Below are 15,746 nucleotides of genomic sequence, written 5' to 3'. Positions count from 1 at the left end.
TCTGCTTTCAAACAGCGCACGATTTGCCCAATTGTGCGCCCTACTGAGCGCCGAACAGAGCGCCGCCTGGCACTATGACCAAATATGTATTCGTTACTGGCGGGGTTGTCTCGTCCCTTGGCAAAGGTATTGCCGCAGCATCCTTGGCCGCGATCCTTGAAAGTCGCGGACTGAAAGTCACCATGCTCAAACTGGATCCCTACATCAACGTGGACCCAGGCACCATGAGCCCCTTCCAGCACGGCGAGGTGTTCGTCACTGAAGACGGCGCTGAAACCGATCTGGATTTGGGTCATTACGAACGCTTCATTTCCACGAAAATGAAGAAGTCAAACAACTTCACCACAGGGCAGATCTATGAGTCTGTGCTGCGCAAAGAGCGACGTGGTGAGTATCTTGGCAAAACCGTGCAGGTGATTCCCCACATTACCAATGAAATCCAGGCTTTCATTGAGAAAGGTGCGCGCGCCGCTTGGGGTGGTGAAACCGATGTGGCCATAGTTGAAATCGGTGGTACCGTGGGTGACATTGAGTCATTGCCTTTCCTGGAGGCGGTTCGACAAATGAGCCTGCGTTTGGGGCGAAACAGCGCTTGTTTTGTACACCTCACACTGGTGCCGTTTATCCCGTCAGCTGGTGAATTAAAAACCAAGCCTACCCAGCACAGCGTACAAAAGCTACGCGAAATCGGTATTTATCCCGATGCATTGCTTTGTCGCGCTGATCGCCGTATCCCGGATGATGAACGTGCCAAGATTTCCATGTTCTCGAATGTGCAACTGGAAGCGGTTATTTCGGTTTGGGATGCTGACACCATCTACAAGATTCCAGCCATGCTGGAAGCCCAAAAGCTTGATGACATTGTGTTGGAAAAGCTGAACATCGAAGCACCTCGCGCAGATTTGTCGAAGTGGGCCGAAATTGTATATGCGCAGGAAAATCCCGAGCAAAACATCACCATTGGCATGGTGGGTAAGTACGTCGATTTGACCGAGTCGTATAAATCCCTGATCGAAGCCTTGAATCATGCTGGCTTGCACACACGAACCAAGGTGAACATCAATTACATCGACTCCGAGGAAATTGAAGCCCACGGTACTGAAAGTTTGAAGAAGCTGGATGCCATTTTGGTGCCCGGTGGTTTTGGCAAGCGCGGCACGGAAGGCAAAATCAAGGCGATTCAATATGCCCGAGAAAACAAGGTGCCTTACTTGGGCATTTGTTTGGGCATGCAGTTGGCCGTGATTGAATTTGCGCGACATTGCGCGGGGTTGCCCAAAGCCAACTCGACCGAATTTGACAGCCTGGCCGATACGCCAGTGGTGGCCCTGATCACCGAGTGGAAAGACAGCACAGGTAAAGTCGAGCTTCGATCCGACCAAAGCGATTTGGGCGGCACCATGCGCCTGGGTTCACAGCGTTGTCCAATCAAGCCTGGTACTTTGGCTGAATCCATTTATGGCCCCGAAGTAAATGAGCGTCACCGTCATCGTTATGAGGTGAACAACAACTATGTACCTCAGCTTGAAGAGGCGGGGCTGCGAATTTCCGCCCGTACTCCAACTGAGGATTTACCGGAAATCATGGAGTTGCCGGATCACCCGTGGTTCTTTGGCGTTCAGTTTCACCCTGAGTTCACCAGCACCCCACGTGACAGTCATCCCTTGTTTTTGGCCTATGTCAGGGCGGCTTTGGCCCACAAATTGGCCAAAGCGTTATAAGCTGAACCCAACAGGAGGACACCTCATGAAACTATGCAATTTTGAAGTGGGTTTGGATAAACCTTTTTTCCTGATCGCTGGCCCATGCGTGATTGAAAGTGAACAAATGGCCATGGACACGGCTGGCCAGCTCAAGGAAATCTGCGAGTCACTGGGTGTACCTTTTATTTACAAAAGCTCATATGACAAGGCTAACCGTAGCTCAGGCAAAAGCTTTCGTGGTTTGGGTATGGACAAAGGGCTTGATATTCTGGCCAATGTCAAGAAATCGCTGAATGTCAATGTATTGACAGACGTCCATGCAATTGAAGAAATTGCTGCTGTGGCGAGTGTGGTGGATGTATTGCAAACCCCTGCGTTTTTGTGTCGTCAAACCGATTTCATTGAGGCTGTGGCCACTTGTGGCAAGCCAGTGAACATCAAGAAAGGCCAGTTTTTGGCGCCCGGCGACATGGTCAACGTGGTTGACAAGGCCCGAACTGCCGCTATTGAAGCCGGCGGTGATGGCAAGAACATCATGGTGTGTGAGCGGGGTGTAAGTTTCGGTTACAACAATCTGGTCTCCGACATGCGCAGTCTGGCCATCATGCGCAACACAGGTTGTCCGGTCGTGTTTGATGCGACGCACAGCGTACAGTTGCCGGGCGGGCAGGGCACAGCCAGTGGTGGTCAGCGTGAATTTGTGCCTGTGCTGGCGCGTGCTGCTGTTGCGGTGGGCGTGGCGGGTCTGTTTATGGAAAGCCATCCTGACCCTTCAAAAGCGATGTCAGATGGCCCCAACGCCTGGCCTTTGCCCCGCATGAAAGCCTTGCTATCCACTTTGCAAGAACTGGACCGTTTGGTGAAGTCTGGTCCATTGGCCGAAACAGACTTGATGAAATAAAACAGGTCGAGTGTTCAAAACAGAATTTAATCCATCCAAGAGGAAACTATGAGCGCAATTGTTGATGTGATTGGTCGTGAGGTTATTGATTCTCGCGGCAATCCCACCGTTGAATGTGACGTGTTGCTGGAAAGTGGCGCAATGGGCCGGGCGGCCGTGCCCTCCGGCGCTTCTACTGGTACTCGCGAAGCTGTGGAATTGCGCGACGGTGACAAGTCTCGTTATTTGGGCAAAGGCGTGTTGCGCGCGGTTGAAAACATCAACACCGAGATTTCCGAAGCCATTTTGGGTCTGGATGCGCAAGAGCAGGTGTTTCTGGATCAAAACCTGATTGACCTGGACGGTACAGACAACAAGAGCCGTTTGGGCGCCAACGCTACTTTGGCGGTTTCCATGGCAGTGGCCAGAGCGGCAGCTGAAGAAACTGGTTTGCCCCTGTACCGTTACTTCGGTGGTATGGGTGGCATGAGCCTGCCAGTGCCCATGATGAACGTTATTAATGGTGGTGCGCACGCCAACAACAATCTTGACTTGCAGGAGTTCATGATCCTGCCAGTGGGTGCCCCATCCTTCCGTGAAGCAATTCGCTATGGCGCAGAAGTGTTCCATGCACTGAAGAAGATTATCCATGACAAAGGCATGTCGACAGCCGTTGGCGATGAGGGCGGTTTCGCGCCTTCAGTGGCTAACCATGAAGCGGCCATTCAGATGATTATTCAGGCGATTGAAACAGCCGGTTTCGAGCCAGGCACGCAAGTAGCCTTGGGTCTGGATTGTGCAGCCTCCGAGTTTTACAAGGGCGGCAAGTACAAGCTGGCCGGCGAGGGCATGGAACTGAGTTCACAAGAATTTGCGCATTTGCTGGAAAGTTGGTGCAACAAATATCCAATCATTTCGATCGAAGACGGCATGGCCGAAGACGATTGGGACGGTTGGGCTTATTTGTCAAAAACCATGGGCCGCAAGGTGCAGTTGGTGGGTGATGACCTGTTCGTAACCAACACCAAGATTTTGGCCGAAGGCATCGAAAAGAAAATCGCCAACTCCATTTTGATCAAGATCAATCAAATCGGTACTTTGACTGAAACCTTTGCTGCCATTGAGATGGCCAAGCGTGCTCGCTACACAGCGGTTATTTCTCATCGCTCTGGCGAAACCGAAGACAGCACCATTGCTGACATCGCGGTGGGTACCAATGCCATGCAGATCAAGACTGGTTCGATGAGCCGTTCCGATCGGATCGCCAAATACAACCAGCTGTTGCGTATCGAAGAGGATTTGGGTGACATTGCCTACTACCCGGGCCGTTCAGCCTTCTATAACCTGGATTAATCGATATTAATCGAAGGTGGCCCCGCAGTGCGGGGCCTTCTTGTATATGAACCCCAGGCTGATTTCACTTGTCCTTTTTGCCCTGCTGATTTTGCTTCAATACCCACTGTGGTTTGGCAAAGGCGGGATGTTGCGCGTCAGCGACCTCGAAGATCAGCTTGAACAGCAAAAGCAGGTCAATGAGGCGTTGCGTTTGCGCAATCAACAACTTGAGGGCGATGTACGCAGTTTAAGTGAAGGGGTTGAGGCCATTGAGGAACGTGCCCGAAATGATTTCGGCATGATCAAGAAAGATGAAGTGTTTATTCAGTTGATTGAGCCGCGCGGTCAACCCGCAGCCACACAACCTGGTGCAGCTGCAGAAACCTCAAATTAATGCAAGGTGGGTGGCTGGGGGTTTTGTGAGGCGTCCTCATGAGAGGTCTCGGTAAACAATGCCTCGCAATCAGCTCGTGTGAATGAGTAATTGGCGTTGCAGAAGTCGCACTGAATTTCGACCGTAGGGTTTTCTGACAGGGCTTCGTTCAATTCGGCCTGTCCCAAGGTCACCAGCATTCTCCCCACCTTTTCGCGAGAACAGGAGCATTCAAAGTGCGCTTGGCGTTCTGCCAGTCCATCCGGGTCCTCCTCCCAGAATAGACGTTTGGCCAATTCATCGGTGTCGGTAGTCAAATGCTCCTCAGCCTGCAGCGTATTGATCAAGGCTTTCAGTCGGTCCCAGCCGTCGGCGTCAAACTCTTTGTTTGAAACAACACCGCCATGCTGTGGCATTTGTTGAAGCATGACGCCTGCAGCAGTGGTGGAGTTTGAATTGAGAATTAGGCGGGTTTCCAATTGTTCGCTGCTGTGCATGTACGCTTCAAGCGAATCGGCAACGGAGGTACCTGAAAGCGGCACAATGCCTTGATAGGGGGCTTGACCCGGTAGACGGTTACGGGGGTCGAGAATGATTGCGCATATGCCTTTGCCAGTCGCATTGACCAAATCTTTAAAGCACGCATCCTCGGGGATGTCGGTGCCTTCAAGCAATTTGACAGTGGCACGCAAACCCAGGCGACTATTGCACTCTGCCACCAGCAAACGAATGGGTCCGTCGCCCTGGATCTGAATAATCAGCGATCCTTCGAACTTCAGCGACGCTGAAAGCATGGCGCTGGCCGCAACCAGTTCACCCAATACTCGCTGAACCGGCTTCGGATAATCATTGTTGTTGACCACTTGTTGCCAGGCTTTGGAAAGATGAACCAAGTGCGCTCGGCAACTGGATTGATCAAAGATCAGTGTTCGTAGTGTGTCGGTCATGGATACAAAATAAGGGCAAGATTTAATCGTCAATTCGTTCAAGTGTTTCTTTGAACAGCTTGGCTTTTTGCACGTAGAAGGCAGCACCTATCAGGCGGGCCACTTCATCGTCGTTCAGGGTTCGAATCACTTTTCCGGGCGAGCCGACCACCAGCGAACGGTCGGGAATTTCCTTGCCTTCTGTGATCAAGGCGCCGGCGCCGATGATACAGTTTTTTCCGATCTTTGCGCCGTTCAGTACCACTGAACGAATTCCGATCAAACTGCCTTCACCGATAGTGCAGCCGTGCAAACACGCCTGATGTCCAACTGTCACGTTTTTTCCAACCACCATGGGATAACCAATGTCAGTGTGCAGCACAGCGCCTTCCTGTACATTGCTTCCCGCCATGATGTGGATTAATTCGTTGTCACCTCGGATCGCTGCGAAATCCCAGACCGACGTGTTCTCATCAAGTTGCACTTTGCCGATGATGCTGGCCATTTCAGCCACATACGCGCTGGAGTGGACGGTGGGGGCTTCGCCATTGATTTTGTACTTGGCCACGATTGTCTCCTGAGTCGGGGTGTTGCCATGGTGTGTTTGCCTTAAAATAACATGCATCGAACCCTTGTGCAGTGTGGTTATGGGCAGTGAACTGGAACAAACTTTGAGACAGGCCGCCTTGCAGGCATTGGAGTGTAAAAACTCCGTGGAAAAAGTGTGTCTGGTCTTGGCGATTGATGAAGGCCTGCCAATTGGCGGTGAGGCGGAGTTTTCACCGGGTGTGGGCCGCCCCGACAAACCGGAGCTGGTACACCCGGCACGCGTGCCCACACGCAAAGTCAATCAGCCGCTGGGGCGGGGCATGCTATTGCACTCGCTGGCCCACATTGAGTTCAATGCAATCAATTTGGCCCTAGACCTGCTGGTTCGTTTTTCCTCCATGCCCGATCAGTTTTATCTCGATTGGTTGAAAGTGGCCAAGGAGGAGGCTTACCATCACAACTTGTTGTGCGACAGAATGAGGGCATATGGATTGAGTTATGGAGACTATCCTGCCCATGATGGCCTTTGGCAGATGGCTGAAAAGACCAAAGGCAGCTTGCTGGCTCGACTCGCCTTGGTGCCGAGGCTTTTGGAGGCGCGCGGGTTGGATGTGTCACCCGCCATTCGCGAGAAGCTTGCGGCGGCTGGTGACATTGATAGTGCCGAGGTGTTGGACATTATTTTGCGCGATGAAATTGGCCATGTTGCGATAGGCAATCGCTGGTTCAATGAAGTGTGCAACAATGAAAACCGTGAGCCTCTTGAAGCCTTCGAGGGTTGTTTGCGCGAGTACACCGCCCCACAGCCCCGTTCTCCCTTCAATTTCAAGGCCCGCGCACAGGCTGGTTTTTCTGAAGAAGAGTTGGCTTGGTTGATGCAAGTTGAATTGGAGCAATCCGCCCAATAAGTGGATTGCAAGCGTATGAGTACAGCAGCACAAATTGACTGGAGCGACCCGCATTTGATCAATGCGGATCTTCATTGTCATTCCACCACCTCAGATGGCACTTTGACCCCGGAAGAGCTCGCGGCACGCGCCGCTTCCAACGGAGTGCAGATCTGGTCCCTGACCGATCATGATGAGGTGGGTGGTTTGGCGCGAGCAGCAAAAGCAGCAGCTGAACACAACATGATTTTTGTACCTGGTGTGGAAATTTCGGTGACCTGGTCCGCGGTAACCTTGCACATTGTGGGTTTGAATGTGCAGTACGAGAATTCGCCGCTTGAGAAGGGTTTGGCCAGCGTGCGCAACGGGCGAACCGAACGAGCCATGGAAATGTCGCGGCAACTCGAAAAGGTGGGCATCGAAGATGTGTATGAAGGTGCCTTGAAGTATGTGGGCAACCCCAACCTGATTAGCCGAACCCACTTTGCCCGTTGTTTGGTTGAGCGCAAGGTGTGTACTGATATTCGCGAAGTGTTTGAGCGTTTTCTAACCCCGGGCAAACCGGGTTACGTACCCCATGAATGGGCCAGCTTGAAGCAGGCGGTCGACTGGATTCTCGATTCAAATGGTTTGCCTGTCATTGCGCATCCTGGCCGTTATGATTTGAGCCCCATGCAGATGGATGAACTGGTTGAGCAGTTTGTCAAAATGGGTGGTGTGGGAATTGAGGTGGTCACGGGCAGCCACACTATCGATCAGTACGCCACCTATGCGCGGAAATCTGTTCGATCTGGCTTGAAGGCATCGCGCGGATCAGATTTTCACGGCCCCACTGAATCCAGGGTTAATTTGGGTGAATTACCCCGGTTGCCCGACGGCTGCGTGCCAATCTGGGATAATTGGGGCAAGTTGTTCAGCTAACAGGATACCCATTGGCGCAGTTATTCAACGTACATCCTCAAAACCCACAATCGCGTTTGTGCAAACAGGCTGCCGACTTGATCAATTCAGGTGGAATTGCGGCAATCCCGACAGACAGTTGTTATGCACTTGTTTGCCACCTGGATGATAAAAACGCCGTTGAACGCCTGCGCAGGTTGAAGGGTATTTCAGAGAAGCAGCATTTGGCTTTGCTGTGCAAGGATTTGAGTGAACTGGGCAGTTACGCCAAGGTGAACAATGTTCAATACCGCTTGCTGAAGTCGGTGTTTCCCGGGCCGTATACTTTTATTCTCGAGGCTACAAAAGAAGTACCAAAGCGGGTATCGCATCCTTCGAAGAAATCGATTGGGTTGCGCGTACCTGCACACGCAGTAGTGCAGGGCTTGCTTGAACACATTGAAGGCGCGTTGATTGCCACCACGCTGCAATTGCCGGGTATGGATGAACCTGCACGTAGCGGTTGGGAGGCCCAGGAAGCCGTGGGTAACGATGTAGATTTAATTGTGGACGACGGAGAGTACTGCGGCGCATTTCCGACCACCGTGATTGATTGGACCAGTGAAGAACCCGTGGTGGTGCGAATTGGGGCTGGACCACTGACAGGTCCTTTGGAACCCGTGAATGTTGAAGAACAGGAAGAGCTGTGATGGACGCAGGCATTATTCAAACCATTGCGGTGTACGCATTGCCCGTGCTTTTTGCCATTACGCTACATGAGGCGGCACATGGTTACGTGGCGCGAATGTATGGCGACAACACTGCCATGTATGCGGGTCGCATTACCTTGAACCCAATCAAGCACATCGACCTGGTGGGAACCATTCTGGTGCCGATTGCAATTCTGGTGTCCTCAAGCTTGATGGGCATTGGTGCCTTTCTGTTTGGCTGGGCCAAACCTGTTCCGGTGAATTTTGGCAATTTGCGCAATCCGAAAAAAGACATTCGTTTTGTGGCTTTCGCTGGGCCCGGCGCGAATTTTGTGATGGCCCTGATATGGGCACTTAGCCTGAAACTGCAGTTTGTCACCGGGCTGAACGAGCCCTTTTTTGCCGAAATGGCCAAGGCCGGAATCGTAGTGAACCTGGTCTTGGCTGCTTTGAACCTTCTGCCAATCCTGCCGCTGGATGGCGGACGAATTCTGTTCAGCTTCCTGCCCAGTTCTGCAGCCTACAGTTTCAGCCGTACTGAGCCCTATGGCATGATCGTGCTCATTGCACTCTTGATGCTGGGTATTTTGCCCATGTTCATCCAGCCCATTGTTAGCGCCGGGTTGAGTGTGTTAACCCTTTTGTTTAATTTTTAAGTCACCATGTTTCCTGAACGCGTATTGTCGGGCATGCGCCCAACCGGTTTGTTGCACCTTGGCCATTACCATGGTGTGTTGAAAAACTGGGTGAAACTTCAGAACGAGTTTCCCTGCCTGTTTTTTGTGGCCGATTGGCATGCGCTGACCACGCATTATGAAACCCCGGAAGTCATCAAGGAAAATGTGTGGGACATGGTGATTGACTGGCTGGCTGCTGGCGTTGACCCCGAGAAGGCCACATTGTTTGTTCAGTCCAAGGTGCCTGAGCATGCTGAACTGCATTTGCTGTTGTCGATGAATACGCCTTTGAGCTGGCTTGAGCGCGTGCCCACCTACAAAGACCAGCAAGAAAAACTCAGTGATAAAGACTTGGCCACCTATGGTTTTTTGGGCTACCCCTTGTTGCAGTCCGCTGACATTCTGATTTACCGCGCCACACAAGTCCCAGTGGGTGAAGACCAGGTGCCGCACATTGAGCTGACCCGCGAAATTGCGCGGCGCTTCAATCATTTTTACAGCAAGGAAAAACTGCTGGATGCGAAAGGTGTTGAAATTGGCCGAAAGCCGATTTTGCTGGAACCCAAAGCCTTGCTGACCGAGGCCAGCAAGATGCCAGGGTTGGACGGCATGAAAATGTCCAAGAGCTACCAAAACACCCTGGCCTTGCGGGAAACACCCGAGAACATTTCCCAGAAAGTACGCAAAATGCCAACGGACCCGGCCCGCGTGCGCCGCACCGACCCGGGTGATCCCGCCAAATGCCCTGTTTGGCAATTGCACGAGGTGTATTCAGACGCCAGCACCAAGCAGTGGGTGCAGGAAGGTTGCAAATCGGCAGGCATTGGCTGTATTCAATGCAAAGAGCCCATTATTCAGGCAGTTACCGACGAGTTGACGCCCATGCGCGAACGGGCAGCAATGTACACCGACAACCCGACATTGGTGCGAAAAATCATCAGCGAAGGCTGTGAACGTGCGCGTGCGATGGCCAACGACACAATGCAGGATGTGCGCAAGCACATGGGACTGGATTATTCCTGACATGGCTGCTGATCACGCCAATCCGCTCATGGCGCCCTCGCCATGGGTTCGCCAGTGTGTTGAAAGCCTGCTAGGTTCGGGTCTTGTCAAACCAGGTTCGAGGGCACTTGATCTTGCCTGTGGGGGCGGGCGTCATGCCTTGTATCTATCGGGTTTGGGTTACTCCGTGCACGCGGTAGACAAGCACACACCGACCACCGAATGGCCGGTCAACGTGCATTTTGAGGCCATGGATCTGGAGCAGGATCACTGGCCGCTGGCTGGGCAGCAATATGACCTGATTGTGGTAACCAACTATTTGCATCGGCCTCATTTCGAGAACCTTTTGGTCAACTTGAAGTCAGTCAATGCAGTCTTGGTGTATGAAACATTCATGGAAGGAAATGCGCAGTTTGGCTCACCTCGCAGTCCAGAGTTTTTACTGCAGCCGGGCGAATTGTTGGCGCGTATGTCTTCGTTGAACGTTCTGCGTTTTGAACAGGGGTTGAGAAGGGTTCCAAGCCCTGCAATGATTCAACGGGCCATGGGCATTACAGGCGCTTGGTCTGAGATACAATCTGGAACAATAACACTCACTCAAAGGGACTAAATGATCACTGGCAGCATTGTCGCGATTGTTTCGCCGATGTTTGAAGACGGATCGCTGGACTATGACAGCTATCGTCAGCTCATTGATTGGCATATTGAACAAGGCACCGACTCGATTGTAGCGGTTGGAACCACTGGGGAATCACCTACAGTGGACGTGGAAGAGCACGGCGAATTGATTCGTGTAGCGGTTGAGCAGGCAGCTGGTCGCATCCCGATTATTGCGGGTACCGGCGGCAATTCAACCACTGAGGCCATTGAGCTCACCGAATTTGCCCGCAAAGTGGGTGCTGCAGCCAGTCTTCAAGTCGTGCCTTATTACAACAAGCCGACCCAGGAAGGCATTTACTTGCACATGCGCAAGGTTGCTGAGGCTGTTGACTTGCCAGTAATTTTGTACAACGTACCTGGCCGCACGGTGGCCGACATGGCACATTCAACGGTGGTTCGCCTAAGCCAGGTAGATGGCATTGTGGGTATCAAGGAGGCCACAGGCAACCTTGAGCGCGGAGCTTGGTTGATTCGCGACACCTCACCCGATTTTGCCGTGTACAGCGGTGACGACCCCACAGCAGTGAACTTGATGCTGATGGGTGGAAAAGGCAATATTTCAGTGACTGCCAACGTGGCCCCGAAGTTGATGCATGAGTTATGTGCCGCGGCCATTGCAGGTGATTCAAAAACTGCTCACACGTTAAATTTGAGCTTGCTGGATTTGCATCAGGCCATGTTTGTACAGGCCAATCCAATTCCCGTGAAGTACGCATTGAGCAAAATGGGCAAAATGGCACCCGGTGTGCGCTTGCCTTTGACCCGACTGGAATCCAATTTTCACCAAACCGTGGACGCCGCCTTGCGTGCGCACCGGTTGATCGACTAAAGACGACTTAAGGCTGTGAAACACATGGAATTGAACAAGATGACCCCTTTCAAGCTGTTGCTGATCGCAGCGGCCGTATCCACTGCCGCTGGCTGCGCCTCTTACAAAGAGGCTGTGGAAGGACAGAAGACGGCTTACCGCACTGCTGAAAAGCGTGAGCAGGGCCTTGAGGTGCCGCCCGATCTGACAGCACAGTCTGCCGATGAGCAATTCCTGATTCCGGGAGAGTCTGGTTCCGGTTCGGTCTCCGCCTCGTCCTTTTACAGCGGTGGCGGCGCCCGTCCAGCGGGTGCACGTCCACAGGCACAGGCCGAGCCGGTATTGGTCTCCTCCGATGATGTAAAAATCAAACGGGTGGGCAATTTGCGTTCTCTGGAAGTGAAAATGCCCCCTGAGCAGCTGTGGCCCAAATTACGCGAATTCTGGAAGGACACTGGGTTTGAGCTGGCTGTGGATGATCCGAAAATTGGTTTGATGGAAACCAATTGGGCGGAAAACCGTGCAAATATTCCACTGGACGGTTTGCGTAAGGTAATTGGTACTGTATTTGACGGCATTTACTCCAGCAATACCCGAGATCGTTACCGCACCCGTGTAGAGCCTATTGAGGGCGGCGTTGAAATTTTCGTTACTCACCGTGGCATGGAAGAAAACTACACGGATCAGTCGCAATCCAATTTGGTGTGGATGAATCGTCCCTCTGATCCAGAGTTGGAGGCGGAGATGCTGAACCGTTTGATGGCGAAGCTGACTGGAGATGAAAAGGCTGCTGAAGCGGCTGGACGCCCCGTGGGTCAAGAGCTTATATCGGTTCAGAAAAAGCCAGAAGGCACTTCGATTATTCTGGCGGAGGACTTTCCTTTGGCGTGGCGTCGAGTAGGGTTTGGCCTGGATCGCGCCGGATTTATCGTCGAAGATCGTGATCGTTCCAACGGTGTGTACTACGTGAAGTACATTCCTGATTCAGCCTCGGCTGAGGGAAAGAAAACGGGTTTCTTTGGAAAAATTTTCGGAGGTGCCGCGGATGACAAATCCTTGAAAGCGGATCAACGATTCCAGGTGGTTGTCGCGCCCGAGGGCAACAAATCCACATCTGTAAAGTTTACGTCTGAACGGGGGGCGGCGGTGGACGCTGCAATCTCTGAGGAAGCTGCGACCAAGCTGGCCGAAAAGCTCAGGTAATTGGTGTGCGTTTTGCGAGTTTGGGCAGTGGCAGTGAAGGGAACAGTTGGCTGTTTGAATGCAGGCTGACTGAGACGCCTGCGCGCCTGATGGTGGATTGCGGTTTCGCCGTCAAGGAAACTGTGGGTCGCCTGAATCGCGTGGGCCTTGCTCCCGAGGATGTCGATGCGATCGTTGTGACACATGAACATGGCGATCACATCGGGGGGGTGTTCAAATTCAGCAGAAAGTTTGGAACGCCGGTGTATTTGACCCACGGTACCTGGCGAGCTGCATTGCGGTCTGGATTAACCGACGAAGATTACCTGCAATCGGGACGGGTGATGTTAATCGACAGCCACTCTCCGTTTCGCGTGAAAAATCTGACATTGCATCCATTTCCGGTTCCCCACGATGCGGCCGAACCCATCCAGATGTTGATCGAATCAACGTCAGGCTTTGTGACCGGTATTCTGACTGATTGTGGAAGCTCCACGCCGCATCTGGTCAGTATGTTGAACCGTGCACATGCCTTGATACTGGAATCCAACCATTGCCCGGATATGCTGTCCAATTCGCCTTATCCACCTAGTCTGAAAAAAAGGGTAGGTGGTGATTACGGTCACCTCAGCAATCAGGTGGCCTGTGACATTCTTCGACAGCTTGATTCGGGAAATTTACAGTTTGTCGTGGCGGCCCATTTGAGCCAAACCACAAATTGCCCCGAGTTGGTTCAAAAACTGTGGGCTGAGGTGCTAACCCCACGTGGAATCGGGTTTGACATTGCTTGCCAAACTGAAGGTTTTGGCTGGACTACCCTTGATATGCGGCAAATAGCGGCATAAAAAAACCCCGGATTTTCATCCGGGGTTTTTTCATTCAAATCGCTTTGACAAGCGAAAAGAATTTACTTCTTTTCTTCTTCAGCTGGGGCTGCTGCTGGCTCAGTAGCGGCTGGCTCAGTAGCGGCTGGCTCAGTTGCTGCTGGTTCTGTAGCGGCTGGCTCAGTTGCTGCAGGAGCTTGCTCAGTTACAGCTGGTGCTGCTGGTTCAACAGGAGCTGCTTCTTCTTTCTTGCCACAAGCGGCCAAAGCAACTGCAAACAAAGATGCGATCAAAATTGAGTTTTTCATGTTTATTCCTTTTGGGGTCACGAACTAGACGCCGATTCAAGCGTCTTTTTTAGAGCAAATAGGCTCACAAGAGAACCCAGAATCACCCATTTTCCTGCTGGGTGTTCAAGCACTCAAGCGGAAAACTCTGCAAATTCTATCGAATAGCCTGTCAAATTCAAGTCATTGTTTCGACCTTATTTTCGAAGCAAAATTCTATTGACTTTGCCGAGTCGTTTCAAATTCTAAATGAAATTAATCACATTAGGGTTTCTACCCAACCGGCTTTTGCAAAACCAATTAAAAAATACTGGAATTCAGGATTTTTTAAAGCCTCTGCAGCGTCGATTGGCTCCATTTCGCGCTGGTTTGCGAGCATTTGCAGCTGTTTAACGGTAAGGGCACTGACCGGGTTGACAGCTTCGCCGTTGATGTAGAAAACAGCATCTTTGAACAACATTTTAGTTTTCATGCTTAATGCGATGCCACGCTCACCGAGAACACTAATAATTTCGTGTATTTCTTGATCTTCGGTGTTGTTTACAAAATACACATGTGGCTTGGGTTCTGTGAGCAAAATCCCAATGCTGCGCTGGATTTGGGGCGATTTCGCTGAAAATTGTTGAATCAAATTAAATCCAAAATTCAGCAAATCGTCAGGAATCTCTGCCGGGTTTTTCTGTAGCCCACGGGCCGGGTCAGAAAACAGCGTTTGAGTCATGGTGGGGTCTTGATCAATTTGATCAGCCATGTCTCGCAATATGCCGCTGAGAACCTCTGCTTGCGTGGGAGCTCTGAAACCAATGCTCAGGGTTGAGCAGGTACCTTCGGCAATGCCATCGTGCCCATAGTTCGGGGGAAGATAAAGCATGTCTCCCGGCTCGAGTACAAACTCTTCGGTGGGCTCAAAGTTCTTCAAAATTTTCAGTGGCACGCCTTCTTCAAGTTCTTTGTTCGGCAAAGGACCAATTTTCCAGCGCCGTTTGCCGTGCATTTGCAGTAGAAAAACATCATAGGAATCGTAGTGTGGGCCCACACCACCACCGTCGCTCGCCAGGCTCAACATGACGTCATCAAGGCGTGCGTCGGGAATGAAGCGGAATAGTTGCAGCAGGTCATACGCTTCAGGCAGGTGGTGGTCGATGCCCTGAATGAGCACCGTCCATGCCTTTTTCCTCATCGATGGCAGTTCATCAAAGGGACCATGTTCAAGAGTCCAACCGGTTTTGGTGTGTTGGATAAGCCGGCTTTCGATGTCTTCATCCGAGGCCATCTCGGCGATGGTGTCGAAATCGCACAGTGGTTCAAAATCAGGAAATGCCTGACGAAACAAATATGGCTTGAGGTGCCAATACTCGGTCATGAATTTTTCCACGGACAGAGTGGCGATGTGGGTGAGGGGCTTGATCATCTAAAGGGGCTTTATTTGGGTGATTTATCGATTACGGGTATCATAGGCCACCTTAAAAGACTGCCCGCGATTCGGGCGCTGATTTCTGGAGTTATGTACGATGATTGTTGAGCAAGGCACGGTGGTAACCCTTGATTTTGAGCTGCGTGATGCGCAGGGTGAACTGATTCAGGAACACGGTGGCGAGCCGATTATCTACCTGCATGGCAGTGAAAATGAGGTGTTTCCCAAACTTCAGGATGCGGTGCAAGGCAAGGCCGTGGGTGACGAGGTATTTGTGCAACTCGAGCCAGATGAAGCATTCGGTGACTTCGATCCGGAACTGATGCGTGTTGAAGACATCGAGATGTTTGGCGAAGAACTCGAAATCGGTATGCAGCTTGAAGAGGTGCCTGTGGATGATGAGAACGAACCCGATGAGCAGGCGAACGAGGAAAACACCGGCTTTGGTCGCGTGTGGACGGTGACTGACATTGCAGAGGGCAAGGTGGTCTTGGATGGCAACCACCCGTTCGCGGGCATGGCCTTGCGCTACCATTTGAAAGTGCTGGATATTCGTGCAGCGAACGACGAAGAAAAAGCGCAGGGTGCCGCAGCCCAATCGCTATTCAGCATCGCGCCGAACCCGGACGCGCGCAAGCTTAATTGAAATT

18 protein-coding genes are annotated in these 15,746 nt (G+C 51.9%); 14 read left to right on the top strand and 4 right to left on the bottom strand.

The features are described from left to right. Positions 1–74: 74 nt before the first annotated feature. The 4 genes from A0129_RS06940 to ftsB are packed head-to-tail and all read left to right on the top strand — an operon-like array spanning position 75 to position 4,312. Positions 75–1,721, top strand: coding sequence for a CTP synthase (locus tag A0129_RS06940; RefSeq protein ID WP_291713632.1), 1,647 nt, complete (start codon positions 75–77; stop codon positions 1,719–1,721). A gap of 25 nt (positions 1,722–1,746) precedes the next feature. Next, positions 1,747–2,604, top strand: coding sequence for a 3-deoxy-8-phosphooctulonate synthase (kdsA, locus tag A0129_RS06935; protein WP_291713630.1), 858 nt, complete (start codon positions 1,747–1,749; stop codon positions 2,602–2,604). A 48-nt stretch (positions 2,605–2,652) separates the two neighbouring features. Beyond that, on the top strand, positions 2,653–3,936 hold the full coding sequence (gene eno / locus A0129_RS06930) for a phosphopyruvate hydratase (protein ID WP_291713628.1): 1,284 nt from the start codon (positions 2,653–2,655) through the stop codon (positions 3,934–3,936). Between the two features lie 46 nt (positions 3,937–3,982). Continuing rightward, positions 3,983–4,312, top strand: coding sequence for a cell division protein FtsB (ftsB, locus tag A0129_RS06925; protein WP_291713627.1), 330 nt, complete (start codon positions 3,983–3,985; stop codon positions 4,310–4,312). Here the strand turns inward: ftsB and A0129_RS06920 are convergent. After that, positions 4,309–5,238: an Hsp33 family molecular chaperone HslO gene (locus tag A0129_RS06920; protein WP_291713662.1), complete on the bottom strand. Its 930-nt coding sequence runs from the start codon at positions 5,236–5,238 to the stop codon at positions 4,309–4,311. The genes ftsB and A0129_RS06920 overlap by 4 nt on opposite strands. A gap of 22 nt (positions 5,239–5,260) precedes the next feature. Further along, positions 5,261–5,785 (bottom strand): gamma carbonic anhydrase family protein, encoded by a 525-nt coding sequence (locus tag A0129_RS06915; RefSeq protein ID WP_291713625.1) that lies wholly within the window; start codon positions 5,783–5,785, stop codon positions 5,261–5,263. Between the two features lie 79 nt (positions 5,786–5,864). Here A0129_RS06915 and A0129_RS06910 point away from each other — a divergent pair, with 79 nt between their 5' ends. The 9 genes from A0129_RS06910 to A0129_RS06870 are packed head-to-tail and all read left to right on the top strand — an operon-like array spanning position 5,865 to position 13,416. Beyond that, positions 5,865–6,674 (top strand): ferritin-like domain-containing protein, encoded by an 810-nt coding sequence (locus A0129_RS06910; RefSeq protein ID WP_291713623.1) that lies wholly within the window; start codon positions 5,865–5,867, stop codon positions 6,672–6,674. Positions 6,675–6,689: 15 nt separating this feature from the next. Further along, complete coding sequence (locus A0129_RS06905; RefSeq protein ID WP_291713622.1) at positions 6,690–7,574, top strand: 3',5'-nucleoside bisphosphate phosphatase; 885 nt, start codon at positions 6,690–6,692, stop codon at positions 7,572–7,574. 11 nt (positions 7,575–7,585) lie between these two features. Continuing rightward, positions 7,586–8,242, top strand: a complete 657-nt coding sequence (locus A0129_RS06900; protein WP_291713620.1) for an L-threonylcarbamoyladenylate synthase — start codon at positions 7,586–7,588, stop codon at positions 8,240–8,242. Then, on the top strand, positions 8,242–8,898 hold the full coding sequence (locus A0129_RS06895; protein WP_291713618.1) for a site-2 protease family protein: 657 nt from the start codon (positions 8,242–8,244) through the stop codon (positions 8,896–8,898). Before A0129_RS06900 ends, A0129_RS06895 begins: the two co-directional genes overlap by 1 nt. Positions 8,899–8,904: 6 nt before the next feature. Next, positions 8,905–9,942, top strand: a complete 1,038-nt coding sequence (trpS, locus tag A0129_RS06890) for a tryptophan--tRNA ligase (RefSeq protein ID WP_291713617.1) — start codon at positions 8,905–8,907, stop codon at positions 9,940–9,942. After that, complete coding sequence (locus tag A0129_RS06885) at positions 9,908–10,531, top strand: bifunctional 2-polyprenyl-6-hydroxyphenol methylase/3-demethylubiquinol 3-O-methyltransferase UbiG (protein WP_291713615.1); 624 nt, start codon at positions 9,908–9,910, stop codon at positions 10,529–10,531. Before trpS ends, A0129_RS06885 begins: the two co-directional genes overlap by 35 nt. Next, positions 10,532–11,410 (top strand): 4-hydroxy-tetrahydrodipicolinate synthase, encoded by an 879-nt coding sequence (gene dapA, locus A0129_RS06880; protein ID WP_291713613.1) that lies wholly within the window; start codon positions 10,532–10,534, stop codon positions 11,408–11,410. 24 nt (positions 11,411–11,434) lie between these two features. Further along, the gene (gene bamC, locus A0129_RS06875; protein WP_291713611.1) at positions 11,435–12,592 is read left to right on the top strand and encodes an outer membrane protein assembly factor BamC; all 1,158 of its coding nucleotides are present in this window, start codon (positions 11,435–11,437) and stop codon (positions 12,590–12,592) included. A gap of 5 nt (positions 12,593–12,597) precedes the next feature. Next, positions 12,598–13,416, top strand: coding sequence for an MBL fold metallo-hydrolase (locus A0129_RS06870; RefSeq protein ID WP_291713609.1), 819 nt, complete (start codon positions 12,598–12,600; stop codon positions 13,414–13,416). Positions 13,417–13,478: 62 nt separating this feature from the next. Here the strand turns inward: A0129_RS06870 and A0129_RS06865 are convergent, their stop codons facing one another. Together A0129_RS06865 and A0129_RS06860 are read right to left on the bottom strand one after the other, a co-directional pair. Continuing rightward, a complete protein-coding gene (locus A0129_RS06865; protein WP_291713607.1) occupies positions 13,479–13,703 on the bottom strand; it encodes a hypothetical protein in 225 nt (74 codons plus the stop codon). 238 nt (positions 13,704–13,941) lie between these two features. Continuing rightward, positions 13,942–15,093, bottom strand: a complete 1,152-nt coding sequence (locus A0129_RS06860) for a cupin domain-containing protein (RefSeq protein WP_291713605.1) — start codon at positions 15,091–15,093, stop codon at positions 13,942–13,944. 100 nt (positions 15,094–15,193) lie between these two features. On the opposite strand from A0129_RS06860, the gene A0129_RS06855 reads away from it, so the two are divergent. Further along, a complete protein-coding gene (locus A0129_RS06855) occupies positions 15,194–15,742 on the top strand; it encodes an FKBP-type peptidyl-prolyl cis-trans isomerase (RefSeq protein WP_291713603.1) in 549 nt (182 codons plus the stop codon). The last annotated feature ends 4 nt before the right edge of the window (positions 15,743–15,746 follow it).

Origin of the sequence: Limnobacter sp. CACIAM 66H1 (genome assembly GCF_001601825.1) — a bacterium.
Taxonomy (GTDB): Bacteria; Pseudomonadota; Gammaproteobacteria; order Burkholderiales; family Burkholderiaceae_B; genus Limnobacter.
This window is presented reverse-complemented; position numbering and strand designations above follow the sequence as displayed.

Excerpts from the sequence above, each read along its gene's own strand:
- A0129_RS06920 (WP_291713662.1), bottom strand. The coding sequence starts at position 5,238 with ATGACCGACACACTACGAACACTGATCTTTGATCAATCCAGTTGCCGA.
- A0129_RS06860 (WP_291713605.1), bottom strand. The coding sequence starts at position 15,093 with ATGATCAAGCCCCTCACCCACATCGCCACTCTGTCCGTGGAAAAATTC.
- A0129_RS06940 (WP_291713632.1), top strand. The coding sequence starts at position 75 with ATGACCAAATATGTATTCGTTACTGGCGGGGTTGTCTCGTCCCTTGGC.
- dapA (WP_291713613.1), top strand. The coding sequence starts at position 10,532 with ATGATCACTGGCAGCATTGTCGCGATTGTTTCGCCGATGTTTGAAGAC.
- A0129_RS06855 (WP_291713603.1), top strand. The coding sequence starts at position 15,194 with ATGATTGTTGAGCAAGGCACGGTGGTAACCCTTGATTTTGAGCTGCGT.
- A0129_RS06905 (WP_291713622.1), top strand. The coding sequence starts at position 6,690 with ATGAGTACAGCAGCACAAATTGACTGGAGCGACCCGCATTTGATCAAT.
- eno (WP_291713628.1), top strand. The coding sequence starts at position 2,653 with ATGAGCGCAATTGTTGATGTGATTGGTCGTGAGGTTATTGATTCTCGC.
- bamC (WP_291713611.1), top strand. The coding sequence starts at position 11,435 with ATGGAATTGAACAAGATGACCCCTTTCAAGCTGTTGCTGATCGCAGCG.
- A0129_RS06895 (WP_291713618.1), top strand. The coding sequence starts at position 8,242 with ATGGACGCAGGCATTATTCAAACCATTGCGGTGTACGCATTGCCCGTG.
- A0129_RS06885 (WP_291713615.1), top strand. The coding sequence starts at position 9,908 with ATGTGCGCAAGCACATGGGACTGGATTATTCCTGACATGGCTGCTGAT.
- A0129_RS06910 (WP_291713623.1), top strand. The coding sequence starts at position 5,865 with ATGGGCAGTGAACTGGAACAAACTTTGAGACAGGCCGCCTTGCAGGCA.
- trpS (WP_291713617.1), top strand. The coding sequence starts at position 8,905 with ATGTTTCCTGAACGCGTATTGTCGGGCATGCGCCCAACCGGTTTGTTG.
- A0129_RS06865 (WP_291713607.1), bottom strand. The coding sequence starts at position 13,703 with ATGAAAAACTCAATTTTGATCGCATCTTTGTTTGCAGTTGCTTTGGCC.
- ftsB (WP_291713627.1), top strand. The coding sequence starts at position 3,983 with ATGAACCCCAGGCTGATTTCACTTGTCCTTTTTGCCCTGCTGATTTTG.
- kdsA (WP_291713630.1), top strand. The coding sequence starts at position 1,747 with ATGAAACTATGCAATTTTGAAGTGGGTTTGGATAAACCTTTTTTCCTG.